Raw genomic sequence first — 26,664 nt, 5'->3', positions numbered from 1 at the left:
TTCTTGTAGTCTATTTTACATGATTGTGATAATAAGAATATATAAATCGCAAAAAATTTCATCATTTTCTTTTCATATGATTGCAATATAGTCTTTTGTCAATCATACACATAATGTGAACACTCAACAGAGAGGATGTTATTTTTGTTCATTCATATTGTACAATCTGGAGAAACCTTAAATACGATTGCCTTAAATTATCGTCGAAGCATACAAAGTTTACTCGAAGCAAATCCTGCAATCACCAATCCAAATTCTATTTATGTTGGCCAAAATATCATCATCCCCGGTTTGCCGGACCCGAACACCATTCCATATAGAATTATTGTCTCCAAAAACAGCAGAACCCTAACCCTTTTACGAAATGGAATTGTACAAAAAACCTTTCCTGTCGCCATAGGAAAGATGCTGACTTCAACTCCTTCCGGCAACTTTGTCATCGTCAATAGGCAGCCGAATCCAGGTGGTCCCTTTGGTGTTTTGTGGCTGACATTGTCTAAAGCAGGATATGGAATTCATGGGACTAATAATCCAAGCTCTATCGGTAAAGCTGTCTCAAAAGGCTGTATTCGAATGTATAACAGCGATGTTCTTGAATTGGCCAGTACGGTCCCAAATGGAACAGCCGTAACGATTCAGCAATAACCTTTTGAACTTTACCTTCAACCCTGATATTAAAGAAAATGATCACTTTACTTGTGAATTTCTTTTCAAGATTAAAGCAACGGGGTATAATAGAAATATACCCCGTATAATTATGGAAGGAGATTAAGAATTTGAATTCAGACAGGAAGCACAATCCTCAACTGCAGCCAACGGTTGATAACCTCTCTCAAGCTATCTTCACGGTTAATCGTCATGCTAAAACAGCAACGAACCCTAAATTTCTATATAAATTAAAACAGGTTGCTCTCCAAAAAATGATTCAAGAAGGTTTGGCAGAAAAAGTTGGATTACATTTTTCAGCAAACCCTAAATATAGCCAGCAGCAGTCTGACGTATTAGTGAAATGCGGCAACTACACGTTTCATCTACCGCCTTCAAAACAGGATTTTTTAGATCTTCCGCATCTAGGTAAATTAGATCAATCCATTAGAAATCCCCGTTCTGCTATTTCGCTAAATGCCGCAAAGCAGCTTCTGATCTTTTATACCGGATTGGCTGAACACGATACAACTTCTCGGCCACAAAAAAAGGAATATGCCAAACCAGTATTTAAAAAACTTGGGCAAAGTTATTTTTAATCAAAAAAAAAGCAAAGGTGCGTTCCTTTGCTTTTTTATGTTGTTTTATTAAAAGGTTTAGGAAAACACCGTATTACAATGCATGCTTATCAATTAATAAAACCAGCTCGGCAATTTCCGGTTTGCTGACTTGTGCATCTGCTCCAACCATTTGCCCTTTATGACGAAGATCATCTGTAATAAGAGAAGAAAAAATAACAACAGGAAGCTTAGACAGCTTGGAGTCCTCTTTAATCCTTCTTGTTAGATGGTGACCGTCCATTTGCGGCATTTCAATGTCCGTAATAACCAGCTGAACCTCATCTTCTATTTTTTTGCCAGCAGCAGTAAGTGACTCTAAGTAACGTAGGGCATCTTGTCCATTTTCAAAAAATTCGACTTGATCAAAACCAGCTTCTTTTAACGTATCGTGTAATAAATTACGCAATAGCGGGGAATCCTCAGCAACTATCAGCTTTTTATCTGAACGCTCACGTTTGCCGAGCTTTTGAACCCTTTGAATATTGATACCTGATTCAGGATTGATTTCAGTAACGATTTTTTCAAAATCCAACAGTAAAACCATTTCTCCATTTAGCTTTATTACACCAATAATTGGACTGTTGCTGCCCTGATACATATCAGAAGGCTTCTCAATTTGATTCCAGGATATCCGGTGTATTTGCGTTACATTGTGAACATGAAACACAATTTTTTGCTTATTAAATTCGGTTACAATAAATTTATCCGTTTCAGGATGATCAGAAGCTGGCAGGCCTAATGCCTTTTCAACATTTACGACAGGCAGCACTTCTCCCCGTAATTCAATAATTCCTTCTACATTCTGATGTGCATGGGGAATTGGAATAATGGGTGCTGGGTTAATAATTTCCTTTACTTTAATTACATTAATTCCAAATTTATTTTTTCCTACTGAAAATTCAACGATTTCCAATTCATTCGTTCCGCTTTCTAATAAAATGCCTTTTGTTTGATCCATGGCTCAATCGCCCTTCCTGAGTATTAATGTCTGAGACTAATAGTACTTATGATTTAAATATTTATACCTATTAATATACCATGAATATAACTTCACTTTTATTTATTTTTTTTGGAAGAAAATGATTTACACTAACCACCACTAAAAAAAGCCATTATGGTTGGCAAATATAAATGGAAACTTTAGGACAGCAAAAATAAAGCAGGCGATAAACGCCTGCTTAAACAGCTTCTTGTTTGATTCTTGAGTGAACAATTAATCCTATAACCGTCAAAATAATGAGTGAGCCTAGCGCAAGTCTGCTGGCAATATCTCCATAGTCAGCAAACACCAGTGTAATCGTTCCGTATAAGAATGGACCAACAATTGAAGATACTTTTCCCGAAAAAGCAAATAATCCAAAAAACTGGCCTCTTTTATTTTCAGGTGTCAGTTCAACAATATACGATCTTGTCGTTACCCACATAGAACCTAAGGCAACACCAAACATACTTCCTGCGATCCAGAACATCGGCTCATTGACAGCAAAAGTTCCAATGATCAATGCAATAAGAAGAATAATCCCAACATACTTTACTGATTGATAAGATCCCTTTGCTTTAGTTACATAGCCAAAAATAAAAGATCCAATAATACTGGAAATCGTTGAAACTAAATAGAGCAATATGAATTGTCCAGTTGAAAAGCCGATAATGGCTTTTGCATATACAGCCATCATTGCGATCGTTGTTGAAATCGCATCATTTAAGAAGAAGTATGCAATCATAAATGTAAAAATCGCCTTGTGCGCCTTCATTTCCTTAAATGTTTTATAAATTTCTTTGTACCCTGATACAAATGAAGCTTTCTTGACATCTTTTACTGGAATCGGCTTATCTTTTACAAAAAAGAATAATGGCAATGAAAACAATAAGAATAAGAATGCAGTAGGAATGAATGCCCGATGAAAACCGCTATCTCCAACGTATAAATAAACAGTTAACCCTATTAATGTACCAATATACCCAACTGCTACTCCAAATCCTGAAATTAAAGGAATATCTTTCTTCTCACCAAGATCTGAGATCATTGTGTCGTAAAAAACCAAGCTGGAATGGAAGAAGAATTTAGCTATGACAAAACTGACAACAACTAGCGCTAAGCTAAGCGGCAGTCCCCAAATACTTCCTTCGATTTGCGAGCTTGCAAATACTCCCATTAAGAAGGTTGCAGCTACGGAAATTAAAGTAAATATAATGACATATTTTCTCTTTTTGCCTGTTCGGTCAATCATTACCCCAAAGAGCGGTGAAAATATGACCAGGAAGAAACTGGCGACTGCATTAGAATAAGAAATAAAAGTACTGGCTATTTGATCTAGAACCTCGTTTTCTCCCACAACCTCCTGCAAGTAGAATGGAAAGAAAATAGTATTGATATTAGATGAAAAAATGGTATTCGCGAAATCGTATAATGCCCATGAAATAATCGGCAGCGTTAAATACAGCTTCCATGAGCTATGCTGATGTTTATCCTGAACTGCTTTTTCTGCACCCATTCGTAAAGCTCCCCTCTAAATTTATAATTGTACAGTCTTAAATATGTATAAGTATATTTCTCTTCACCGGCTAATATCCCTGAATCTTATCAGTGATAATGATTATGATGTCACGCTCCTTTTCTACCATATATATTCCATAAAAAGAGCATATACCCTTTTAAATAATTATATCGTTTACGTAAATTTTCTTATCTTATTTTGTAAATAAAAAAATGAAAGCTGTACTGCATCATTAACAGACAGCTTTCAACGATAAAATAATTTTTATTTTTTTAAAACAATAGTGCCTGCAATGAGGTCATGCAAGGCTTGTTTCTTTTCTGTAAAAGCAGCGATTATATAACCGATCAGTAAAATACCAGACAGAAAACTCATAGCCGCATAACGCCCTAAGGCTCTCCAGAATGAAATTCTTCTGCCTTGTATATCACTAACCTTTAGTCCAAGAAGCTTTTTGCCAACTGTTCCCTGCCATTTAGAAGCGTGCAGACCAGCAAAGTAGGCAATTGATACAATATATGAAATGGCGATGATTGCAAACAAAGAAACAATATAACGAATAATGAGGTCCATTTCCTGTTCTGCTGTTAACGTCTCAATATATGGATCATTCATCAATATCAACATGGCATCAGATGTGCCAAGTGAAAGCATAAATATGACAATTCCAAGCATAGATAGCGGGATGCCTACTATTAAACTGTCAATGAGATAAGCTGCGAAACGGATCCAGAAACCAGCGAATTCAGGATGAGTGTGCAGATTTTCTTTTTCTAGAGTTGCATTCAAATTAATTTCCTCCATTCGAAAGTTTACCATTATTATTACATTATATATGTTAAGGGTAATCTTACATGATTTCAATGTTTTTTAAAGTTAAAAATCTCATTCAAAAGTATGATAATTATGTGAACTTACTCACAATATTATAGACTTACATTCAGTGCAGACATACAATGAAGATAAGGTTAAAACTTTAATCATAATTTAAGTAAAGAGGTGTATTGGACCAATGAAAGGAACAGCAATCCTTTACCGTGTGGACCAGTCAGTAACGATTATCGAAGATGTTGATCAATCAGTATATGAAGACATAAAGAAACAATGCGGATGTGAAAATTGCAATACAAAAATTGACAATAAGATGATCAATTACGGAACCATATCCCCAGCTCTTTGGCATGAAGATGAAGTAGATTGGGATTATGGTTATTAAATAAAGATCACAATTTAATAGTTAAAGCTCAGCCTGGTGATGTGTCTCACCAGGTTTTTTTACATAAAAGAACAATTAAACACTCCGATGTAACTTTATAGCTTTATCTTTTATTATGACTACATTTTATTCGTACAATTAATAATGCTACTGTTTTAAAATATTATCAGGACTCCTCCCTCCAATTATGGCTGCTCTGCTTTTTCTTATAACTTCTGTAATTCAATTTTCCTTTTACCCTCATAGCAGTTTGGCTAAAACCGCACAATTATTCTTTATTTGCTTTCACTGTCAGAAAAACTGCGTTAAAATATCATTAATTAAGCGTGAGGTGAAATCATTGGAACATTTGATCAATCAAAGGGTAAAAGAAATTGAAATTTCGGGGATTAGAAAATTTTTTAATTTAGTGGCCGATACAAAAGATATGGTATCTTTAACGATTGGCCAGCCTGATTTTCCAACTCCAGTTCATGTAAAAGCAGCTGGGAAACAAGCGATTGAAGATAACTTTACTACATATACTCATAATGCTGGGGACTTGAGGGTGCGAAAAGCAGCTAGTGCTTTTGTGAAAGAGAAATACGAATTATCCTATCAGCCTGAAGATGAAGTAATCGTTACAATCGGAGCGAGTGAAGCGATTGATATTACGTTCAGAACCATCCTGGAGGAGGGATGCGAGGTCATTTTACCGGGACCAGTATATCCTGGGTATGAACCAATCGTTAAATTATGCGGGGCTGTTCCCGTCTACGCCGATATAACAAATAATCAATTCCGATTTACAGCTGACTTAATAAGAGAACATATTAGCGACAAAACACGCTGTATCGTTCTCCCATACCCATCCAATCCAACAGGAGTCAGCTTAACAAAAGAAGAACTGACCGAAATTGCTGAACTTGTACGGGGAAAGGATATATTTATTCTTGCAGACGAAATCTACAGTGAGCTTGTTTACGGAAAGAAGCATTTTTCGATTGGCACTATTTTAAAAGAGCAAACTATAATTATTAATGGCTTATCCAAATCACACTCTATGACAGGCTGGAGAATAGGCTTGCTGTTTGCTCCAGCTTCCATTTGCAGGCATATCCTTAAGGTTCATCAGTATAATGCAACTTGCGCAACCTCTATATCACAGATGGCTGCCCTTGAAGCGTTAACAGCTGGCAAAGATGATGCACACCCAATGAGAATACAATATGAAAAGCGGAGAGATTATGTTTACAGCCGACTTCAGGATATGGGACTGGATGTGGTAAAGCCTGACGGTGCATTTTACTTCTTTATTAAAATTCCTGCTGTTTCTCTTAACTCATTTGATTTTGCACTGGATCTTGTTGAAAAAGCTGGTGTTGCAACAGTGCCAGGCAGCGCATTTTCCTCTTATGGGGAAGGATATATTAGGATTTCTTTCGCCTATTCATTAGAAACCTTAAAAACAGGGTTAGATCGAATTGAACATTACTTAAAAGCCATTTAAAAAAACTGCCAATTGGCAGTTTTTTTGATTATCCTTTGAATTTCCCGTTATTTTTAGGTACTTTCTCTTTCTTTGCTTTATTGTGATGCTCCTTATTAGCAGCAGCACTTCCTAATTCATGAGCAAATTCCGTATCTGTAACAGCTGAATCGAAGCCTTTTTTATTTTTTTGATCTGGTCTATTTTTGCTGGCTTTTTTCACCATTATGAAGAACCTCCTCTTATGTTGGTCATCTTATTTTTGGCCTGAAGAGGTTCTTAAATACCTAAAATAACTTATTGCCAGCATTTATATAACGCTTGTGTACCGCTATTTTCTTCTCCCTTTTCAGCAAGCTCGGCATACATTTTTTTAGCTAAGGACAATCCTGGTGTCATCATGCCCATTCGCTCAGCTTCTTCCAAGGCAATATTCATGTCCTTAATAAAATGCTTGATATAAAAGCCTGGCTCAAAATCACCTTTCGTCATACGGGGAGCCAGGTTCGATAATGACCAGCTGCCGGCAGCACCTGCTGAAATACTCTTTAGAACTTGTTCTGGGTTCAAGCCAGCTTTTTCAGCATAAACAATGGCTTCACTCACACCAATCATGTTGGATGCAATGGCAATCTGATTACACATTTTTGTATGCTGCCCCGAACCTGCTGGACCCTGATAAACAATATTCTGACCCATTAATTCAAAAATCGGCTTTACTTTATCAAAGTCATCTTCTTTACCGCCAGCCATAATGGTCAGCTTAGCTTCCTTTGCCCCTATGTCTCCGCCAGATACTGGGGCATCAATCGCCTTCATTCCCTTTGATTCGGCTTCCTGGAAGATACGCTCTGCTAAAGAAGGTGTTGATGTTGTCATATCAATTAAGTATGTATCCTTTTTGCCATTCGGAATTAAACCATTTTCACCTAGATAGACTTCTTCTACATCATGCGGATAGCCAACAATTGTAATAATCACGTTTGCTTTCTGAGCAAGATCTTTAGGCGTAGCTGCCCATTCTGCTCCCTCTTCTAAAAGTGATTTTGCTTTCTCCTTGGATCTTGTATAAACGATTAATGGATATCCGGCTTTTAATAAATGCCCTGCCATGCTGCTTCCCATTACCCCTGTTCCGATAAAGCCGATCACTGTATTTTCTATGTTTTTCAACTTTTTCATCCTTTCATACTTTTCTTCTATTTTACCATTTATCCTAGAAGGGTTTAAACTGAAAGGAACTCATTACTTTTTGCGTAAATATTATATTTGAGACCAAAACTGGTTTAAATATGTTTTGGCAATTACTTCATGTTCTGAAATCATTTCAACAGAAATGGCATTGCCGTTTACGATCATCTCTTCTATATCAAAGACATGTAAATCTTTTAAGAGAGGAAGCGGGTTCATATAAATAAAATTGCCGTTCTCTTCATCAGCAGCAATCAATCGGCCAGATGCCACTTCATCTGCTCCGTACATGATTTGTTCTTCCCCTATTGCTGCTGCTAGCTCCTGATTATGAATGGTCACTCTCACTTTGTACATTTCTTTATTTTCTAGCATCTTTTCATTCATTTTAAAGCGAAATTGCAGTTCATTCTCTTTTGTCAGCATCACTTCTGCATGCTTATTGACAATGGATTCCGGTGAACCAAAAGAACAAGCATTAAGAATCATTGATGTTAACAAGATAGTAATTACGCACCCAATTTTTCTCATGTTAAAATCCTCCTTTTTCAATAAACTGTCCTTATAAAGGAGAAATTAAACCCATTCAAACAGCAATAATGTTGAAATAGGTTTTCAGTATCAATATTGCACAAAAAAATAAACTGACCAAATAGCTGGCCAGTTTAAAAAGGGGGGAAAATGAGAAAAATTTCAGCTTGCTTAGCTTACTAAGAGCTTACCTCTCTATTCCCTTTATTATTTTTCATAAACTTCTTTTAATAAAAATAGGCACTTTCTTTTCTTTAAGCCATTGTTGCAGTTTTAACAGCTTGAACAACTTCTTCAGCGGTATTCATCTGCAATGCTTGAGATGCTAAAGCTTCCATTTCTGTTCTATTCAGTTTGCTGATAAGCGAACGTGCTTTAAGAATGGAAGTAGCACTCATTGAAAATTCATCTAGACCTAATCCTAATAATAATGGAATAGCTGTTTCGTCTCCAGCCATTTCTCCGCACATGCCTGTCCATTTACCTTCTTTATGAGAAGCATCAATGACCATTTTAACAAGACGAAGAATCGCAGGATTGTATGGCTGATACAGGTAAGCTACCCTTTCATTCATACGGTCTGCAGCCATTGTATATTGAATTAGGTCGTTTGTTCCAATACTAAAGAAATCAACTTCCTTAGCAAATTGCTCAGCCATAACTGCAGTTGATGGAATCTCAACCATAATACCGATTTCAATCTCATCTGAAATCTTAACGCCTTCAGAAACAAGCTTTTCCTTTTCTTCTAAAAGAATCGCTTTAGCGTCTCTAAATTCATCAAGAGTTGCAATCATTGGGAACATGATCTTTAAGTTTCCATATGAACTAGCACGAAGAAGTGCGCGCAGCTGTGTTCTGAACATATCTTGTTCTTCTAAGCAAAGGCGGATGGCGCGGAATCCAAGGAATGGATTCATTTCCTTCGGCAGGTCAAGATAAGGAAGCTCCTTATCACCGCCGATATCCAATGTGCGGACAACAACCGGTTTCCCTTTCATTCCCTCTAGAACGGCTTTATACGATTCGAACTGCTCTTCTTCAGTTGGCAGGTTATCCCGGCCCATATATAAGAATTCAGTACGGTATAGGCCAACCGCTTCGCCGCCATTATTAACAACACCTTCTAAATCTTTTGGTGTGCCAATATTAGCTGCAAGCTCTACATGATGACCATCAGCAGAAACGGTCTTTTCATTAACAAGCTTCGCCCACTCAGCCTTTTGCTCTTCGTATTTGCGCGCTTCATTTTCATACTCAGCGATCACTTCAGGAGTTGGGTTGATATGTACAAGCCCTTTAATACCGTCAACAATAACAATATCACCATTCTCAATATCTCTAGTTGAGAATTTAGTTCCTACAACTGCAGGAATCTCCATTGATCTTGCCATAATGGCTGAATGTGAAGTTCTTCCGCCGATATCAGTTGTGAATCCTTTAACAAATTCACGGTTAAGCTGTGCCGTATCAGAAGGTGTTAGATCTTCTGCGATAATTACTGCTTCTTCACTGATCATGCTTGGATTCACAATTTTCACATTAAGCAAATGTGCAAGAACACGTTTGGTTACATCGCGAATATCCGCAGCACGCTCTTGCATATATTCGTTATCCATCTGTTCAAACATTGTAACGAACATATCAGAAGTTTCCTTAAGTGCCACTTCCGCATTCACTTGTTCGCTCCTGATTTTATCTTCAATCGGTGAGATTAATTCCGGATCACTCAAAACAAGCAAATGAGCATCAAAAATCGCTGCTTTATCTGCACCAAGCTGTACATTTGCATTATCTCTAATTACTTCCAATTCACCCTTAGATGTGGAAAGAGCTAATTGAAAACGTGCAATCTCTTCAGCAGTATCATTGACTGTCTTTTTCTCAAAAGACAAATCAGGTTCAACTAAGCGGTATGCCTTTGCAATCGCAATACCGCTTGATGCTGCTATCCCCTGTAAAAAGCTCATTATTCAGCCAAACCTTCTTTTTTCAATGTTTCTTCTAACGCGTTTAAAGCGTCTTGCTCATCAGCCCCAGCTGCGCTAATTGTGATGTCTGCACCTTGGCCCACACCTAGAGACATAACACCCATGATTGATTTAAGATTAACTTTTTTCCCTTTATATTCTAAGTTGATGTCAGAATCAAATTTGCTTGCAGCTTGTACAAGCAATGTTGCAGGACGTGCGTGAATTCCAGTATCCGCGATTACTTTAAATTGTTTTTCGACCATTTTGTTCAGTCTCCTTTATCATAAAAAATAGTGAATTTGAGTTGTCTCACTAACTTAAATAGATAAGACAATAAATCATATTTATGCAGGATGATTTTTCGGTCAAGCCTGTTAGACTATCTCTGTCTTATTTTTCCCCTAGAAACTTTATTCATGTATGATAAAACAAAGTTTTATATCACTAAACATTTAAGTGTCAGACAACCTATACCTCAAAAAAAGAATAGCATTTCCCCCCTTTTTATACAATGGAAATGCTTTATTTTTTCATGTTTACAGAGAGATTTTTTGCGTTAACCGCTTTCATTTTCCAATGATTTCTTTTTTCATCTTTACAGTATTTAAACCTGTTCTCATTTTCATAATTGTACCTTTTAAAACCACTTCATGATCATAGCTGCGCTCCAAATATAAGTCGGTCAATTCATTTACTGATCGAGCAAGCACTTCAATAACCTGCCTTAAATCTTCCTCTTTGTAAGAAATTCGATCTTCAAGCAGTTCCCGGATAATCTCCTGTGACAAACTTTTCACACGCAGCGCCTTCTCCAGCTCCCGTTTCATTTCATCGCCAGCCTTTCATTTTTTACAATTATATGATAGCTTGTGCTCTGGAATGTCTGCAGCAGCTGAGAATAATTTAATATAACCTGTTCACTTTTGAATAAAGTAAACAAAGTAAAAACCTGTTATTGATCATAGTCCTGCAGGATGGTTTTCATTCTGCAGAATTGTGATCATATTAATGCTTTTTCTTGCTTAAGAATTTCGAAAATACTTTATTCTTTATAGAGTTCGAAGGTATTTTCCCTTCTTTTTCAAGCTGCTTATGAATTTTTTTCATTTCTGCCTTTTTCTTCGTTATATATTCTTTAAAAACTTTATACTCTTTTGGTGTACCCAATTGATCGCCATACCTAACCTTTTCATAAATCGAAATGAGTTCTCTGCTATCTGTTATCCCAATTCTTTGAAACCACTCACCAATGGCCTCATAATCGTTTCTTCCTAAATGAAGCTTGCCCGCATACTTTTCAAACTGATAAATCTCCTTGCGAATGACATGATCCGGGGCAGAAGTATTCCACTGTATTTTACCTTTAGGCTCCTTCTCATCAGCTGATGTTGTCATAGAAAAAGCAGCATTTTCAGCAGAATGAGCAACAAGCTGTGATTTCGACTTTTTAATGACAAAATAAAATAGAAGAATGCAAGCGCCTATGAATAAGATATAAAAGAGGATTGTAGGATCAAAGGGTTCTCGAGCTGATTCTTCAGCAGCATCAAAGATAATGTCATTTTGCAGATCCTGAGTAGTATCTTCAGGCAGCCCTTGAAGCTCCACATCCGCCTCTTTCCCTTCACTCCACATAAACAATGGAGCCGCCAGAAGTCCGCCAATAGCTGCAACGCCCTCTAATAATAGATAGAAAAGCCACTTAATCACGTTCATACCTGCAGTAAGCAAGGCTGTAATCAACGTTATACTGCCAATAATATAGAAAAAATACTTGGTGAATTGCTTTTTTTCTTGCTGTTCTGTTTCTGCCGGCAATAATCTTCTTATAAAACCTCCAATTAAAAAGACGGCCATCTGAAGAATAATGATGCTTACAATCTGACTGCTGTTAGCGGTTGTTTCCAGTTGAGCGACAAATAACAGGACTCCTCCAATAACAAAAGTCATTAATAGCCAATATCCCGTCTGTTCACTATCCTTGTTTCTGATGGCCACAGCTGAACGCCAAAACAAAAGCAAAGACAGGCCAATCAGCAGAATGACAGGAAATCCGAATAAAATTCCGGTCAGAAGTATATAGGGTAATACAATGATGAAGAATAGGTTGTTTCCTTTGTCCGAATATTGCTCTGACAGCCATAAATACAAGAAAGCAGCAGGCACAAGAATCAGTAATAATAATCCTAAAGAAAAATAGTCATTTGCCAGTGTGTAATAAACACAAATCAGCATGCTTCCAAAAAGGATTTCTGTCAGTAGTAGAATGAAATGATTCAACAGAGAAGATTTCATGATAACACCACTTTTCTTTTCACGATCGTCTTCTTATGAATTGCTGCATTTTCACCCTGAATCAGCAGATCATAAATCGATACCCCTCTTTGTACTAGTGCCTGAAGTGAATCATCATACTTTGGTTCTCTGCCCCCATGTAAAAAAAACGGCTGAACAGAAAGATGGCGAGAATAAAAAGACAGCATTTTTTCATAAGGGTAAATGGAACCATGTGTATCTACGAGTGCGAGCATTTCTAAAACCTTCTGCAAATGCTCCTTGCCGGTTCCCGCAGCAATGTAGTAAAAGGGTGTATTGCCTGCTTTCCGGATATTAATACATAAAGAGAAAGGGATATTCTTTTGCACAAAATAATAGGCTAAGTCAGCTGTACTTTTTAATAATTCCTCTATTTCTCCGGTAATTGAATGGCGGTCTGAAATATTAATAGAAAGATTCCAGCCTGTTTCTGCCACCTTATCAAAGATTTTAGTCTGTAATACCTGCTTTCTCGCGCTTGCTTTCCAATGGATTCGATTAAAGCTGTCTGAACGATTATAATCACGAGTTCCAGCTGGAGCTAATAAATCTTCAAATAAGGAATAAGGAGTTTCAGATTCTCCCTGCCGATCTGTCATCAAGGCGTTTTTATTTTTCACATTCAAGGTCTGTGGATAAACGAGAGCTTCTTGCATCATCAGCTGGTTATATTCAAGTACAGTTTCCCCTAGACCAAAAAAATGAGGAATATGGATCTCCATCTTCCGGATTTTAGCCATTCCTCTATTTCTGGCAATAAAGGGAATTTTTATGATATTGTTATGCCTGAAATTAATCGAAAAGGGAATGCTAATCTCGTAAATAGATAATCTTGGAACATATGTTTCATCAGAAGGTGAAACCACATCATCAAAATAGATCAGCAGCTCGCCTTTCAATATAGGAACGCCTTGATTTTCAAAGTGCAGGACCCATTCACCGCTTTCTTCAGGAAAAAATTTGTCTCTGCGCTTTTGATCATGAAAGATAAGTTTTTTTCCAGCAAGCTTTAGATACTTCGCATTACTATAGCTTAAAATGATGAACATTACGGCTGCGAAAAATACCGGCCATGAATGAAAGTAAAGTGATGCAAAAAATAAGATAATCGCTATTAGCCCAGTAACTGAAAAATAATGATCCTCAACGGTATATTTCCTCCATTGCTTCATTAAAGACTACCTGTTTCTACAGGTACTGGCACTGATTCAAGCACATCCTCCAGTACATTTGTCATTGTTTTTGTTAATGACGCCTCGGTTGACAAAATTAGCCTATGGCCGAGCACAAAGGGAACCATGTGTTTAATATCATCAGGTGTCACAAAGGTTTTATCTTGAATATAAGCACGTCCTTGTGCAGCTCTCATCAAGGCTAATGCAGCACGCGGACTAGCCCCCAGATCAATATCTGGATGTTGTCTTGTTTTTCGTATAACTTCCAGTAAATATTCTTCTATTGCCTCATTTATTTTGATTTGCTGTACTTCATTTTTCATATGCATAATTTCTTCATGGTTTAAGATCATTTCAATCACTGCAGCTGATGATCCTGCCCGGCCATTTTGCAGTATTTTCTTTTCTTCCTCCAAACTCGGATAACTCATTTCCAATTTGAATAAAAAACGATCCATTTGTGCAGCAGGAAGCTGGAATGTCCCTTGCTGTGAGTCCACTGGATTTTGCGTCGCTATCACCATAAAAGGTTCTTGAACTTTGACAGATATTCCATCAATCGTCACTTGTCTTTCTTCCATAACCTCTAGTAAGCTAGACTGTGTCCTTGGCGTTGCGCGGTTAATTTCATCCGCCAAAACAATATTGGCAACAATTGGACCAGGGCGCAATTCAAAATCGTGCGTTTTGGGATTGAAAAACTGTATGCCTGTTACATCACTCGGAAGTACATCTGGTGTAAACTGTATTCTGGAAAACTCCCCATTTATACATCTGGAAAATGACTTTGCAAGCTGGGTTTTTCCCGTACCTGGTACACTCTCCAGCAGGATATGGCCATTAAAGAGAAGCGCAATGGTTAATAATTCTGTTTCTTCTTCCTTCCCTACAATCACTTTTGAAATTTCTGATTTTAACTTTGCTAGTTTTTCCATAAGCCCTCCTTGAGAATTACCTATTATAGCTTATAACAGTTTCCTTATTATTCTGAAATTATTTTTCAGTGAATTCCTCAGTCTTAATAATGCCATTCCATTGGTGCTGGCAAAATAAAAAGTTCCTCATTTTTTATTTATTGTAAACAATTACTAGTTCTAATTTTATATTAATCTATTAATTCCGAAAATTAAAGTAGATTTGTATATTTTTTGAACATGTTGAATTTTACTTTTCTTTTCGATATTATTTTAGGAAAATTAAGACATGAGAAAAAGAGGAGTGGTTTTAATGATGAGATATAAACGTGATGAAGGTTTTCGCTTTCAATTTCGAAGTCCGATCCCCGGTTTTATACAGAAACCGCAACAGGATAGTGAGCCGATTGCCATCATTATTCCTGATATGAGTCCTAATGGCCTCAAATTGTATGCTGAAACAAAACTCATGTCAAATGAATTATATGAAGTGCATTTCACCCTTAATGATCAAAAGATGCGCATTCTCGGCACTATTGTTTGGATTAAACAAATAGGAAGCACTTATACGTACGGTCTTCAAGGAATCAATGACAAAGAATCGATGAAAGCAATTGTAGAGGGCTTAAAAGTATATTCAAAAAAGGCTTATCAGCACATTAAAGATAGATAAATTAGAGGAAATTTAAAGGAAAAATTTCTGATCGTCAAGCATATAAGACAAGTCAGTTGTTTAATGGCTCTTATACTGTATTCCTACAACATCTTTGCCGAATATTCCTCCTAGCTGCTCATTTTTAATCTCTGTTTGTATTTAAAAAACGGGATGGCTTCCTTTCAGTCCACTGCCTATAGGAGACCTTCCCGCTTATATCCTTTTCCATATTTAGCTTCTTGGTTCCGGGAGATAATGATACAAAACATCCCCGCTTCTTTGAGCGATTCCACGAAAGTGTTTAAAGTCCTCTCTATTTACAATAATGCTTCTAATGGGCAGAAAATCCTCTTTTTTCACATAGTATTCTGATAGCTCTCCATTCTTTAGTTTATCTAAAATCTCATTGATATACTGTGCGTCCATCTTTAACACTCCTTAACCATTATAGGCAATCGCTAATGAATTAACGAAATATAGATAAAATTCTTTACGAATTGAATATTATAGTGCAAAATATAAAATAAATCTACATGAATTTGGCAAGAAAAGGGGAGAAGCTGTTGAAAAAGGCTGAAGTTGGAAACATAATTGAATTCCGTGAAGGCTTACAGGGAATCGTCGAGAAGGTCAATGAAAATTCTGTTATTGTTGATTTAACTTATATGGATAATTATCGCGATCTGGAGCTGGAACAAAGAACAGTCGTCAACCATAAAAATTATAAGATTGTAAATGAATAATTAAAGCTTGATCATACTAAACAAATAAAACAATGGAAACCCTGTCAAAATGGCAGGGTTTCTCTTCGTATACCATAGTTAAAATATTGATTATGATTCATCTTTCCCCTGCGATAATTCTTTAAATGATTTTACTTTTCCATGTGGATGCTGGTCTTGTTTTCTTATTGTCCAGGCACGTTCTTTTTCGCGTTTTTGCTTCGTCATTTCAAAACCTCCTTTCTATGACCGATGCACGTATTTTTCCAAACCATACATTTCGTTATACTGTTTGTTTGTTCCATTTTAAGTGGATTTTTCAAATGTAATCATGCGCAAGACTTCCGCTTGAAGCTGAAGTGCGTTAAAATAAGGATTGGTTTTCTTTTGAGGAAAGGAGGTTATACTATCAGTGACTGACATATTCCGAGATATCCGGCTATTATTTGCACTTATTCTCGCACATGGTCTTATGTACTTTACTTTTTCCGATCGGGGTGTGTTTTGGTACATATTTTCAGCCACTATGCTTTTCTTAATCAGCTATGCGATCTTAAATGAAGATGTTGAAGATGAGGAGCCCTTTTGGACATATCTTTTCTATGGAATTTTGTCTGGTATCCTATTGTTTGCTGTTTTCTGGACAGGCTTCCATTTAATGCAGCTAATTGGGCTGCCTATTGAAAAAAGTGCCGCTCGGCTTTATCGTGATTTTTCGCCAGACAACCTTTGGCACTATATTATTATGCTGCTTATTATCATTCCTGGTGAGGAACTATTTTGGAGAGGTTTTGTTCAAAAAAGGCTAATGCGCTTTGCCGGAGTTTTTCCCAGTATTCTAATAGCATCGCTGCTTTATGCTTCTGTTTCTCTCTATTCTGGTGAAATTATTCTACCTCTAGCAGCATTAATTGGCGGCTTGTTTTGGGGATTTTTATATGTTTGGAAACGCAGTATTCCAATGCTCATTGTCTCACATTTAATATTTGATGTATTTTTATTTTTATTATTTCCACTCGTATAGATTAATGATTTTCTGCAAAATATCTTTTTTTGTAACCTTACAACAAAAAAAACGTCATATTTAGTAGAACATATAATTACTACATTAGGAGGACTTACAACAAATGAAACCATTAAAGCTTCTATTCATGAGTCTATTGTTTGCTTTATTACTTGCAGGCTGCGGCACGGCAGATCAGGCAGAAGAACCTGACAATAGTGCAGCAGAAACGAATACGGAAACAGAAGAACATCAGGACCATACAGATAGCACACAAGGCGATGATGCATCTGATGAATCAGATGCAGATGAACCTGCAGAGGATTCAAGCGAAAATGACAGTGACCAAGCAAACGAAAATGAACAAACCATTCGAGTAATGGAACAAAATCTTCAATTTGAACAAGATGGAGAAATGAAAGAAGAAACTGCATTTCTTACAAAAAGCGAGAACATGGACTATTCCCTATATGTATTGCCTGAGTTTGAGTTAACAGGTGAAGAGCCAAATAAAGATGTGCTTTATTTTAAAGAAGATGATCTACATTTTATGAGAATTGAGCTTATTCCTGAAGGCCAGGATGAAGCTATGCTGGAGGAAAATACAATTGCACAGCTTGAAGCTGTCAGTGAAGATGTACAATCAGTAGAGCCGCCTCAAGAAGATGCCTTCCAAAACGCAAAAGGCTTTGCAGCAGACAATGGTGAAGATGCTGTTTCAGCTTATATTGTTCACAATGATCAAGCTGACTTTAAAATTTCGATTTTCTCAAAAACTGGTGCTCAGCATCAAGATGCCTTTTTAAAAATGGCTGCAACAATCATGGAAGATTAATATTAGCTTGTTAACATTTATTAATAAGGCAAAAAGGTCATATCCTGCTTGGATGTGACCTTTTCCTTTCTCTCTCTTAGCTCCCTTTATGATTGATCTCCACGGAAGGGTTTCATCCATAAAACAATAATAAAACCAAGGCTCACATATCCAAACAATGGATACATATATGAAAGTAACGTCCCATAATTAATCATACTTGCAAGATAACTGATAATAAAAATAAAAGAGACAGTTATGATCGCCGGCACATTGATATATTGCCTAATTTGTCTCTCCAAGCCAAAAGCATTTCCAACAACAGATGTTAGAATTTCTCCATAAATAACAAATACAAAAATCCAATAAAACGAAGCTGCCAATGTTTTCATCACAACTGCCATCGGAATATTATAAGATTCTAAATCAGGAAGCATGACCAAGGCAGCATGACTGGATAGAAGAATTAACGTTAGTGCCCCACCTCCTAAAATGCCTCCCCACTTAATACTGCTATCATCTTTAATATCAGAAGCTACAGGAACTAGTACTGCTTGAGCAAGCGCTAAATTTAGAGCTGTATATGAGAAAGGAGAAATGACAGCCTTCCAGCCGTCATCCGTATACGGAATGTATACTAGTTTCTCCCAAAAGTCAGGAAGCTGCATGGAAAATAACATCATCAAAAAGCTAAAAGCAATCATCATCGGTACCACGAGTATATTAATGGCGAATAACCCTTTAATCCCACAGATAATGGTCAGCAATGAAATGGCAATCGTGATCAGGACACCGATATTCTTGGATATACCGAGCTGTTCTTCAAATACAGCACCTGCTCCTGATAGCATAACTGCACATACACCTAATAACATGATTAGCATAAAAACATTTAAAAATGAACCTAATACTCTGCCAAACAGGTATTCGTTTAATTCCTGATACGATTTTGCTTGGATGCGGGCAGCAATCCGCATCATTTTAGAGCCCATAAAAATAAAAATATATCCGCTCATTAAAATTCCTATTAAGCCAAATAAGCCGAACCGTGAGAAAAATTCAACAATCTCTCTCCCTGTAGCAAACCCCGCACCCACGACTGTTCCTACATATACAGCAGCTATTTGAAAGGCAGCAGCCCAATTTGTTTTCACAAGTATCTCTCCCCTCCTATTCAAATATATGTTGAAAGGGACAAACAATGACGAGCATTTATTCCTATGTAATGAATATCTCCTCTCCCTTAAAGTACAATCTTAGTAAACTGGAGCTAGTCACTTAACAGTTGCAGCAGCGGCTTGAATTAAATGCCAAGTAACTGCATGAAATAAATACCATAATCAAAATACTTGAAAGTCAATAAAGGTCAAATTATAATAAAGTCAAAGATAGTCAAAGTCAAAAGGGGGAAACTTATTATGAACTGTCAAAAATGTCAGCAAAACACAGCATCCATTCAAATGGTGTATCGGGTAAATGGAAATGAAACAAAGCTTCAGTTATGCCATAGCTGTTATGAAGCTGAAAAACAAAAGGCACTCCCTGCTTTTGGTCCATCATCACAGTATTTTTCGGGATTTAATGGGATGCCTCTAGATTCATTATTTAATCAAATGAAGAAAAATGAAAATATATCTGATACACAAAAAGCTAACCGCCAGCAAAACAGGAGCGGTTTTATTGATCAATTCGGACGAAACTTAACTCATATGGCAAAGGCAGGACTTATTGATCCGGTCATTGGCCGAGATGAAGAAATTAAACGCGTAATAGAAATTCTCAATCGCCGCACCAAAAACAACCCAGTTTTAATTGGAGAGCCTGGTGTCGGGAAAACTGCCATTGCTGAAGGTCTGGCACTGAAAATCGCTAATGGAGAAATTCCTAAAAAACTAGAAGGTAAAGAGGTTTACTTGCTCGATGTTGCTTCTCTTGTTTCTAATACAGGGATTAGAGGACAGTTTGAAGAAAGAATGAAAAAGCTAATTCAAGAGGTTCAGCACCGTAAAAATATCATTTTATTCATTGATGAGATCCACCTCTTAGTCGGTGCAGGATCTGCAGAAGGTTCTATGGATGCCGGCAATATTCTGAAACCTGCCCTTGCACGAGGAGAACTGCAGCTAGTTGGTGCAACTACTTTAAAAGAATTTCGAACAATTGAAAAGGATGCAGCTTTAGAACGAAGATTTCAGCCTGTTCATGTGAAAGAGCCATCCATCGAGGAAGCCGTATCGATTTTACAAGGATTAAAAGCAAAATATGAAGAATATCATGAAGTAACATTTAGCCAAGAAGCCATTGAAGCATGTGTGCGTTTGTCACATCGCTATATCCAGGATCGTTTCCTTCCAGATAAAGCCATTGATTTAATGGACGAGGCTGGATCAAAACTCAATCTTGAATTAAAACACCAGCCACATGAAGATCTGGAAACAAAATTAAAAGAAATTCATATTCGTAAGGAACAGGTTTTAAAAGAAGAAAATTATGAAGAAGCCGCCAAACTTCGAGAGGAAGAGCTGCTTCTCGAGAAGAAGCTCAATGACCCAGCTAATCCTGAAAAGTTAACAGTTGATTTGTCATTGATCCAGCAAATTATTGAGCAAAAAACCGGCATTCCAGTCGGACAGCTATTAGACGATGATAAGTCTAAGATGCAAAATCTAGAACATAACTTAACTAAAAAAGTTATTGGTCAAAAAGAAGCTGTCTCGAAAGTAGCAAAGGCAATCCGCCGCAGCCGTGCTGGTCTTAAACCTAAGAACCGTCCAATTGGCTCTTTCTTATTTGTTGGACCAACAGGGGTTGGGAAAACAGAACTGACTAAAACACTTGCTGAAGTGCTTTTTGGAACGAAAGAAAGCATGATTCGTCTTGATATGAGTGAGTTCATGGAAAAACATAGTGTTTCTAAAATTATTGGTTCACCTCCAGGCTATGTCGGACATGAGGAAGCTGGTCAGCTTACTGAAAAAGTGCGCCGCAATCCGTATAGTATTATTCTGCTTGATGAAATAGAGAAAGCTCATCCTGATGTTCAGCATATGTTCCTGCAAATACTTGAAGATGGACGATTAACAGACAGTCAGGGCAGAACGGTCAGCTTCAAGGATAGCGTCATTATTATGACGAGTAACGCTGGTGTCGGCCATAAAGAAACAAAGGTTGGTTTTGGCGCACAATCAGCTGTAAATGAAGCAACTATTTTAGATTCTTTAGGAGGATTTTTCAAGCCTGAGTTTTTAAATCGCTTTGATAGCATTATTGAATTTAAATCCTTACAGCCTGAAGATTTATTGAAAATAACTGAAATACTTCTTGCTGATCTAATTCATTCATTAAAAGAACAGCAAATAGAACTACAAATTGATGACACTGTGAAAGAGAAGCTGGCACAATTAGGCTATGACCCTAAGTTTGGGGCACGTCCGCTCAGAAGAGTGATCCAAGATCAGCTCGAAGATGTCATTGCCGACTTTATCATTGACCAGGAAGATTGCAAACGTCTGTATGCTGCTCTTGAAAATGATAAAATCTTGATTAAAGTTTAGTATTTCTTTTAATACGAATAAGGGCAGGCGCCATAAATAGCGCCTGCTCTTTTCATTTATTACAAAGCTTTATCGTCCACTGCAGATAGCCATTGATCAATTTCACTAACAACCGATTGAACACAGCCATTCTCAAATGGAGAGATTAAGTTTGCCTCTTTCACAAGACCTGTGAATGGAAGGCTTCCGCCCAGTTTGCAAAGGTGCAAATAATCTTTCCAGGCTTTTTCGTGGTTTTCTCGTGATCGTTTCCAGAATTGGAAGGCACAAATTTGTGCGAGTGTATAATCAATATAATAGAAAGGCGAATTATATATATGACCCTGACGCTGCCAGAAACCGCCGTTCTCTAAATATTCATTTCCATCATAATCTCGATGAGGCAGATACTTCTTCTCAATTTCTCTCCAAGCATGCTTTCGCTCTTCTGGTGTCGCTTTATAATTTTCGTAAACCCAATGCTGAAATTCATCGACTGCAACACCATATGGCAGGAACAATAAGCTTGAGCTTAAATGTGAAAACTTATATTTATCTGTATCCTCTTTAAAGAAATTCTCCATCCACGGCCATGTAAAAAACTCCATGCTCATTGAATGAATTTCAGCTGCCTCAAAGGTTGGCCAATTATATTCCGGAATTTCAAAATGACTGCTTTCGTAAACCTGGAATGCGTGACCTGCTTCATGTGTAAGTACATCTATATCACCAGAAGTTCCATTAAAGTTAGAGAAAATAAATGGAGCCTTGTAGTTTTCAATATAAGTACAATAGCCTCCGCCAGCTTTTCCTTTTTTCGCAACAAGGTCCATTAAACCGTTTTCGTTCATAAAAGCAAAGAATTTACCTGTATCTTCTGATAGCTCATCATACATCTTTTGTCCATTGGCCACAATCCAATCTGGATCACCTTTGGGAACAGCATTGCCTGTGCTAAAAACAAATCCCTCATCATAATATTTAAGCTGTTCAACACCAATTCGTTCGCGCTGGCGCTCTTTTAACTTAGTAGCAAGCGGTACAATATATTCCTTGATCTGGTCACGGAAGTTCTTTACCATTTCCGCATTATAATCCGTCCGATACATGCGGTGATATCCTAATTCTACAAAGTTTTTATACCCTAGTTTATGTGCAATCTCTGTCCGCAGCTGCACGAGTTCATCATAAATCCTGTCAAGTTCCTGTTCGATCCCGGCAAGAAAACCAAACTTTGCTTTACTAGCTTTTTTCCGCATTTCACGATCCGTTGACTCTGTAAACGGATCTAGTTGAGCGAGGGTTCTTTCTTCTCCCTCGAAATCAATTTTCGCTGACGCAATAAGCTTTGTATATTCAGATGATAATTTGTTCTCCTTCTGCAAATAGGAGACAATTTCAGGTGAAAACACTTTTAACTGAGCATCTGCCAGATCAAATAGCTGATTCCCCCATTTTTTCTCGAGCTCATCTCTGAAAGGTGAATTTACTAAAGCCTCATAATAATTTGTAATATATCCTTCAATCTGCGGCTGAACTTCATCCATAAAGTCTTGCTCAGCCTTATAAAACTCATCATTTGTATCAATTGAATGCCGAATATACGTCAAATTAGACATCGTCCCCAGATCATTCCGAATTGAATTGATATCCGTCATCGCTTTATTCTGCTCTTCAATAGTTGCAGCACTTTTAAATTGTTCTATTGCAGCTTCTAATTTCTTGCCTGCATCCTCAATATCTGGGCGAACATACTTATAATCTTCAAATCGCACTTTTAAGCACCCCTTTATCATTTTAAAAATTCTGAATGTTAAGCTGGTTCTGAGACAATAATTTGGTTACTTAACCGCTAGTCTCCTGAATGTAATTTAGAGTTCTTTGTTTTTGATCTCTATCCTACAGCATAATTTATTTCGACAGCAGCAGTGAAATTCCTTTATTATTACCTTTTTTTGTGTTCTAAATATTCGCCTAACGTTTAGATAGCTATAATTCTCTTTTTTAGTTAATTCTCAATTTTTTGTCCTACTAAAATAAAGCAAAAAACGAGCCCGTCTTCCTGACTGAGCTCGCCATGGTAAATTAGTACTTTCCAACTGATAGTCCTACGCGCTTAATCAGCTCAATAGCACTTTCTTTTTCTTCTTCACTCAAAACAGACATAATCTCATGTATTTTCTGCTCATGCTCAGGAAAGATGTTTTCAATGAATTCTTTCCCTTTCTCGGTAATTTGTGCAAAAGTTACTCGTCGGTCATTAGGACAAGCAACTCTTCTTAAATAATCCTTTTGCTCAAGCTTATCCACAACATAAGTTATGCTGCCGCTCGCCAATAATATTTTCCCGCCAATTTGCTGAAGAGGCTGGTCGCCTTTGTGGTATAAAAGCTCTAAAACGGCAAATTCAGTCGGATTCAAACCATATGTTTGTATTCTTTTATTTACCTGCTCATTAATTGAACGGTATGCTCTTGAAAGAACAATAAATAACTTCAGCGATTGGCTTATATTCTCAGAACTCATTTACTCCAATCCTTTACAAATTAATAGACAAAATTTCTTGAAATCAAAATAATTATAAGGAAGCAAGTTCTGCATGTCAATTTACTGAACCTGATTTATCGGACTTTTTACTTAGTTGTAAGCCTTTCTATTTCATTCAGCGTAGTCGTCCAAAAAATGGTATAATAAAAAATGATGTAAATCTATGAAAGTTCGGAGTAAACATATGACGAATAAATATCAGAATATCGCCATTTATTGTCTTATCGTATTATTACCCACATTGATCGGTGTTCTATATTCTTTATACCAGTCAGCAGATGAGGAATACCATAATAGGCAGGAAGACACCTATTGGATTGCATCTGTTCATCAGAAAAGCTGGGACCAATTTATCTCAGAGACGTTTACTATGTTAGAAATTTTATCCGTATCGATTAGAACTGATCAATCTGCAGATGAATTGGAGAATCTGTTACAAGAAGCTCATCGAATGGATCCCCGTTATGGAGGAATCTATTTGCTCAATAAAAATGGAACCATTATTACGGGCTCAAATTCATACTTAGAAAATGCAGATCTATCAGAAACAGAATATATTGAAGAAATCACCAAAACAAAAGACATAATTATTTCCAATAAAGAAGAAAAATTAATAAATGGACAGAAGGTAATTGGCGTTGGGAAACCAATTTTTTCTGAGAATGGTGAGATAGATGCCATTCTTATCGCACATCTGCGCAGTGATTATATGGAAAATATTATGAAGGTATTAACTCCAAATACAAGCTTAGCTTTATTAAATGCAGAGGAAGAACTCATTTTCGATATTCAATCAAATAACGAATTTTCACAGGAAAAGATTTCTGTTCCCCTTGAAAGCTTGCCATGGAAATTAGAAGTAAAAATGCCGAGCAAAGATACAGAGCATATTTATAAACAAGTGATGACCTCACTGGCAAAATATCTTATTATTACTCATATCATTTTTGTTTTTATTCAGTACTTTATGCTTAAAAGACAGGCTCAGCAAGAAAAGAAGGAAAATGAGCTGCAGAAATTGGAGCTTGTGGGGACTCTTGCAGCAAGTACCGCTCATGAAATTCGCAATCCTCTAACCGGCATTAAAGGACTTGTTCAATTATTAAGTGAAAAATATACAAACTCTACCGACCAATATTATTTTTCTGTCATTAATGACGAGATTAATAGAATCAATGAGATCGTCAGTGAGTTTCTCATTCTCGGGAAACCAACAGCACAAAAAAATGAAATAATGGATTTAAAGAAAATTATTAAAACCCTTGATCCTTTAATTCGTTCTGAAGCTCTTATGAACCGAATAAGTTATCAGTGTGAGCTTCCGAATCAGCCTATATATGTTGTAGGTACAAACGATCAAATGAAGCAAGTCATTTTAAATATCACTAAAAATGCATTTGAATCAATGGAAGCTGGGGGCAGTTTGACCATTAAATTATCTGCCAAGAACAGTAAATGCCAAATTAAAATCATTGATACAGGCATGGGCATATCTGAACAAGCAATTAAAAAAATCTTTCAGCCGTTTTATACATCAAAAGATATGGGTACTGGACTTGGTCTAGTCGTTTGCAGAAGGATTATTGAATCATTTGGAGGCGAGATCTTCATAACCAGTAAAGAGAACTATGGCACTCAGGTTGATATCTTTCTTCCAAAGAAGGAAATTCCCTCTGATGTCTAATGAATTGAAGCAGAGCAAAAGAAGCTCTGCTTTTTTTCTTCACCATCATGTATTCATTTGCATATGATTTCATTAAGTTTTCAAGCCCTTCCTTCAATAATGCTTGGCCAATGCATTTAACAGAGAATACTAATGACAACAATGCAGTTATTTGATTGTTAGCGTAACGGTGAATTATATTCCCTTCTATCTTCTGTCCGTGTATTGCTTTGACCGCTTTGTAAGAGCAGATGTTTTGATTGCTCTTTTCTTTTGAGGATATTATGATAAAAGGATCTTACACATTTCTAATGCCCGTTTATTATTTAATCAACACTGAAAATTATCTTAATATTCTTTTACTCATTTTTCACATTAAATACCTTTGACACAAAAGGAGAGGTGAATTTAATGACTGAAGTCATCTTTGGAAGTGTACTCTCCGCATTATCAACAGGAGCTGGGGCCTTTATTATTCTGTTTATGCGCGGTTCGGTAACACATCGCTGGCGTGACGTCTTGCTTGCATTTACAGCAGGCATTATGATGGCTGCTTCTACTATGGGGCTTATACCTGAAGCACTTAGTCTAGGGGGCTTTATACCGTTGGCAATTGGAATCATTTTAGGTGTCTTTACATTGACATTACTAGAAAAAAGGATTCCTCATATTGATTTAGAGCATTCAAAAAGCGGAATCGAATTTGATGAAAAAGCCTTGCTCATTATCTCGGCTATCACTCTTCACAATATTCCCGAAGGATTATCAGTAGGGGTAAGTTATGCATCAAGCACAGAAGATACCGGAAACTTGATTGCATTTGCCATTGGCCTGCAAAATGCACCAGAAGGTTTTCTTGTTGCATTGTTTCTAGTAAATCAAAAAATCAGTAAGTTAAAAGCTTTTATTATTGCAACATTAACAGGTGCTATTGAAATTGTATCTGGCTTGTTAGGCTATTTCCTTACGGCGTATGTTGCCAACCTGGTTCCATATGGGTTAGCGTTCGCAGCAGGTGCCATGCTATTTATCATTTATAAAGAACTTATACCCGAAAGTCATGGAGATGGGAATGAGCGCACTTCCACCTATTCCTTTATCACTGGACTTTTATTTATGATTTTATTAATACAGTTATTCTAATTTAAAAATTTTACGGCGCCAATTTAACCATGCTAAT

General features: G+C 36.9%; 28 protein-coding genes. 11 read left to right on the top strand and 17 right to left on the bottom strand.

Translation table 11 applies throughout. The features are described from left to right. The first annotated feature begins 144 nt into the window (after positions 1 to 144). Both F7732_RS01295 and F7732_RS01290 read left to right on the top strand, forming a co-directional pair. On the top strand, positions 145 to 645 hold the full coding sequence (locus F7732_RS01295; protein ID WP_192912980.1) for a L,D-transpeptidase family protein: 501 nt from the start codon (positions 145 to 147) through the stop codon (positions 643 to 645). A 131-nt stretch (positions 646 to 776) separates the two neighbouring features. Further along, complete coding sequence (locus F7732_RS01290; protein ID WP_151571909.1) at positions 777 to 1,244, top strand: YkyB family protein; 468 nt, start codon at positions 777 to 779, stop codon at positions 1,242 to 1,244. Positions 1,245 to 1,317: 73 nt separating this feature from the next. Here the strand turns inward: F7732_RS01290 and F7732_RS01285 are convergent, their stop codons facing one another. The 3 genes from F7732_RS01285 to F7732_RS01275 form a co-directional block, all read right to left on the bottom strand. After that, positions 1,318 to 2,223 (bottom strand): chemotaxis protein, encoded by a 906-nt coding sequence (locus F7732_RS01285; RefSeq protein WP_151571908.1) that lies wholly within the window; start codon positions 2,221 to 2,223, stop codon positions 1,318 to 1,320. A 220-nt stretch (positions 2,224 to 2,443) separates the two neighbouring features. Continuing rightward, positions 2,444 to 3,760, bottom strand: coding sequence for an MFS transporter (locus tag F7732_RS01280; RefSeq protein ID WP_151571907.1), 1,317 nt, complete (start codon positions 3,758 to 3,760; stop codon positions 2,444 to 2,446). 267 nt (positions 3,761 to 4,027) lie between these two features. Beyond that, on the bottom strand, positions 4,028 to 4,552 hold the full coding sequence (locus tag F7732_RS01275) for an RDD family protein (RefSeq protein WP_151571906.1): 525 nt from the start codon (positions 4,550 to 4,552) through the stop codon (positions 4,028 to 4,030). 223 nt (positions 4,553 to 4,775) lie between these two features. Here F7732_RS01275 and F7732_RS01270 point away from each other — a divergent pair, with 223 nt between their 5' ends. Next, positions 4,776 to 4,979, top strand: coding sequence for a hypothetical protein (locus F7732_RS01270; protein WP_151571905.1), 204 nt, complete (start codon positions 4,776 to 4,778; stop codon positions 4,977 to 4,979). Positions 4,980 to 5,319: 340 nt separating this feature from the next. Beyond that, a complete protein-coding gene (locus tag F7732_RS01265) occupies positions 5,320 to 6,468 on the top strand; it encodes an aminotransferase A (RefSeq protein ID WP_151571904.1) in 1,149 nt (382 codons plus the stop codon). A 28-nt stretch (positions 6,469 to 6,496) separates the two neighbouring features. Here the strand turns inward: F7732_RS01265 and F7732_RS22775 are convergent, their stop codons facing one another. The 9 genes from F7732_RS22775 to F7732_RS01225 all read right to left on the bottom strand — a co-directional run bounded on the left by F7732_RS22775 (position 6,497) and on the right by F7732_RS01225 (position 14,568). Then, positions 6,497 to 6,673: a hypothetical protein gene (locus tag F7732_RS22775; protein ID WP_192912978.1), complete on the bottom strand. Its 177-nt coding sequence runs from the start codon at positions 6,671 to 6,673 to the stop codon at positions 6,497 to 6,499. Positions 6,674 to 6,744: 71 nt separating this feature from the next. Next, complete coding sequence (locus F7732_RS01260; protein WP_275670901.1) at positions 6,745 to 7,629, bottom strand: NAD(P)-dependent oxidoreductase; 885 nt, start codon at positions 7,627 to 7,629, stop codon at positions 6,745 to 6,747. Between the two features lie 81 nt (positions 7,630 to 7,710). Further along, positions 7,711 to 8,169, bottom strand: coding sequence for a hypothetical protein (locus tag F7732_RS01255; RefSeq protein WP_240056498.1), 459 nt, complete (start codon positions 8,167 to 8,169; stop codon positions 7,711 to 7,713). A 254-nt stretch (positions 8,170 to 8,423) separates the two neighbouring features. Further along, on the bottom strand, positions 8,424 to 10,139 hold the full coding sequence (gene ptsP / locus F7732_RS01250; RefSeq protein WP_151571902.1) for a phosphoenolpyruvate--protein phosphotransferase: 1,716 nt from the start codon (positions 10,137 to 10,139) through the stop codon (positions 8,424 to 8,426). Continuing rightward, complete coding sequence (locus F7732_RS01245; protein WP_066447158.1) at positions 10,139 to 10,405, bottom strand: phosphocarrier protein HPr; 267 nt, start codon at positions 10,403 to 10,405, stop codon at positions 10,139 to 10,141. The genes ptsP and F7732_RS01245 overlap by 1 nt, the downstream gene beginning before the upstream one ends. 303 nt (positions 10,406 to 10,708) lie before the next feature. After that, positions 10,709 to 10,969, bottom strand: a complete 261-nt coding sequence (locus F7732_RS01240) for a hypothetical protein (protein ID WP_151571901.1) — start codon at positions 10,967 to 10,969, stop codon at positions 10,709 to 10,711. A 178-nt stretch (positions 10,970 to 11,147) separates the two neighbouring features. Further along, positions 11,148 to 12,437, bottom strand: coding sequence for a hypothetical protein (locus F7732_RS01235; RefSeq protein ID WP_151571900.1), 1,290 nt, complete (start codon positions 12,435 to 12,437; stop codon positions 11,148 to 11,150). After that, on the bottom strand, positions 12,434 to 13,630 hold the full coding sequence (locus tag F7732_RS01230; RefSeq protein ID WP_151571899.1) for a DUF58 domain-containing protein: 1,197 nt from the start codon (positions 13,628 to 13,630) through the stop codon (positions 12,434 to 12,436). The genes F7732_RS01235 and F7732_RS01230 overlap by 4 nt, the downstream gene beginning before the upstream one ends. Further along, a complete protein-coding gene (locus tag F7732_RS01225; RefSeq protein ID WP_151571898.1) occupies positions 13,630 to 14,568 on the bottom strand; it encodes an AAA family ATPase in 939 nt (312 codons plus the stop codon). The genes F7732_RS01230 and F7732_RS01225 overlap by 1 nt, the downstream gene beginning before the upstream one ends. Before the next feature lie 292 nt (positions 14,569 to 14,860). On the opposite strand from F7732_RS01225, the gene F7732_RS01220 reads away from it, so the two are divergent. Further along, on the top strand, positions 14,861 to 15,220 hold the full coding sequence (locus F7732_RS01220; protein ID WP_161598821.1) for a PilZ domain-containing protein: 360 nt from the start codon (positions 14,861 to 14,863) through the stop codon (positions 15,218 to 15,220). Between the two features lie 213 nt (positions 15,221 to 15,433). On the opposite strand, the gene F7732_RS01215 is transcribed toward F7732_RS01220, so the two are convergent. Beyond that, positions 15,434 to 15,628, bottom strand: a complete 195-nt coding sequence (locus tag F7732_RS01215; protein WP_151571896.1) for a hypothetical protein — start codon at positions 15,626 to 15,628, stop codon at positions 15,434 to 15,436. A gap of 137 nt (positions 15,629 to 15,765) precedes the next feature. Between F7732_RS01215 and F7732_RS01210 the strand changes: the two genes are divergently transcribed. After that, positions 15,766 to 15,945 (top strand): YkvS family protein, encoded by a 180-nt coding sequence (locus tag F7732_RS01210; RefSeq protein ID WP_066447187.1) that lies wholly within the window; start codon positions 15,766 to 15,768, stop codon positions 15,943 to 15,945. A 90-nt stretch (positions 15,946 to 16,035) separates the two neighbouring features. Here the strand turns inward: F7732_RS01210 and F7732_RS22925 are convergent, their stop codons facing one another. Beyond that, positions 16,036 to 16,152: a DUF6254 family protein gene (locus F7732_RS22925; protein ID WP_240056497.1), complete on the bottom strand. Its 117-nt coding sequence runs from the start codon at positions 16,150 to 16,152 to the stop codon at positions 16,036 to 16,038. Between the two features lie 184 nt (positions 16,153 to 16,336). Here F7732_RS22925 and F7732_RS01205 point away from each other — a divergent pair, with 184 nt between their 5' ends. Together F7732_RS01205 and F7732_RS01200 are read left to right on the top strand one after the other, a co-directional pair. Further along, positions 16,337 to 16,948 (top strand): CPBP family intramembrane glutamic endopeptidase, encoded by a 612-nt coding sequence (locus F7732_RS01205; RefSeq protein ID WP_240056496.1) that lies wholly within the window; start codon positions 16,337 to 16,339, stop codon positions 16,946 to 16,948. Positions 16,949 to 17,051: 103 nt separating this feature from the next. Then, positions 17,052 to 17,762, top strand: coding sequence for a hypothetical protein (locus tag F7732_RS01200; protein ID WP_151571895.1), 711 nt, complete (start codon positions 17,052 to 17,054; stop codon positions 17,760 to 17,762). A gap of 86 nt (positions 17,763 to 17,848) precedes the next feature. Here the strand turns inward: F7732_RS01200 and F7732_RS01195 are convergent, their stop codons facing one another. Continuing rightward, positions 17,849 to 18,895 (bottom strand): YkvI family membrane protein, encoded by a 1,047-nt coding sequence (locus F7732_RS01195; protein ID WP_151571894.1) that lies wholly within the window; start codon positions 18,893 to 18,895, stop codon positions 17,849 to 17,851. Between the two features lie 264 nt (positions 18,896 to 19,159). Between F7732_RS01195 and F7732_RS01190 the strand changes: the two genes are divergently transcribed. Beyond that, positions 19,160 to 21,295, top strand: a complete 2,136-nt coding sequence (locus F7732_RS01190) for an ATP-dependent Clp protease ATP-binding subunit (protein WP_151571893.1) — start codon at positions 19,160 to 19,162, stop codon at positions 21,293 to 21,295. A 59-nt stretch (positions 21,296 to 21,354) separates the two neighbouring features. Here F7732_RS01190 and F7732_RS01185 read toward each other — a convergent pair whose 3' ends face one another. Continuing rightward, positions 21,355 to 23,049 carry a M3 family oligoendopeptidase gene (locus F7732_RS01185; protein ID WP_151571892.1) on the bottom strand — a complete coding sequence of 565 codons (1,695 nt, stop codon included), beginning with the start codon at positions 23,047 to 23,049 and terminating at the stop codon, positions 21,355 to 21,357. Positions 23,050 to 23,359: 310 nt separating this feature from the next. Continuing rightward, the gene (locus F7732_RS01180; RefSeq protein ID WP_151571891.1) at positions 23,360 to 23,800 is read right to left on the bottom strand and encodes a MarR family winged helix-turn-helix transcriptional regulator; all 441 of its coding nucleotides are present in this window, start codon (positions 23,798 to 23,800) and stop codon (positions 23,360 to 23,362) included. A gap of 205 nt (positions 23,801 to 24,005) precedes the next feature. Here F7732_RS01180 and F7732_RS01175 point away from each other — a divergent pair, with 205 nt between their 5' ends. Continuing rightward, complete coding sequence (locus F7732_RS01175) at positions 24,006 to 25,505, top strand: ATP-binding protein (RefSeq protein ID WP_151571890.1); 1,500 nt, start codon at positions 24,006 to 24,008, stop codon at positions 25,503 to 25,505. Between the two features lie 390 nt (positions 25,506 to 25,895). Beyond that, complete coding sequence (locus F7732_RS01170) at positions 25,896 to 26,627, top strand: ZIP family metal transporter (RefSeq protein ID WP_151571889.1); 732 nt, start codon at positions 25,896 to 25,898, stop codon at positions 26,625 to 26,627. Positions 26,628 to 26,664 lie beyond the last annotated feature (37 nt).

It is taken from the genome of Bacillus mesophilum (assembly GCF_008923265.1).
GTDB lineage: Bacteria > Bacillota > Bacilli > Bacillales > Cytobacillaceae > Cytobacillus > Cytobacillus mesophilum.
Note: the sequence above shows the minus strand (reverse complement) of the source record. Positions and strands in the feature narration are given on the sequence as shown.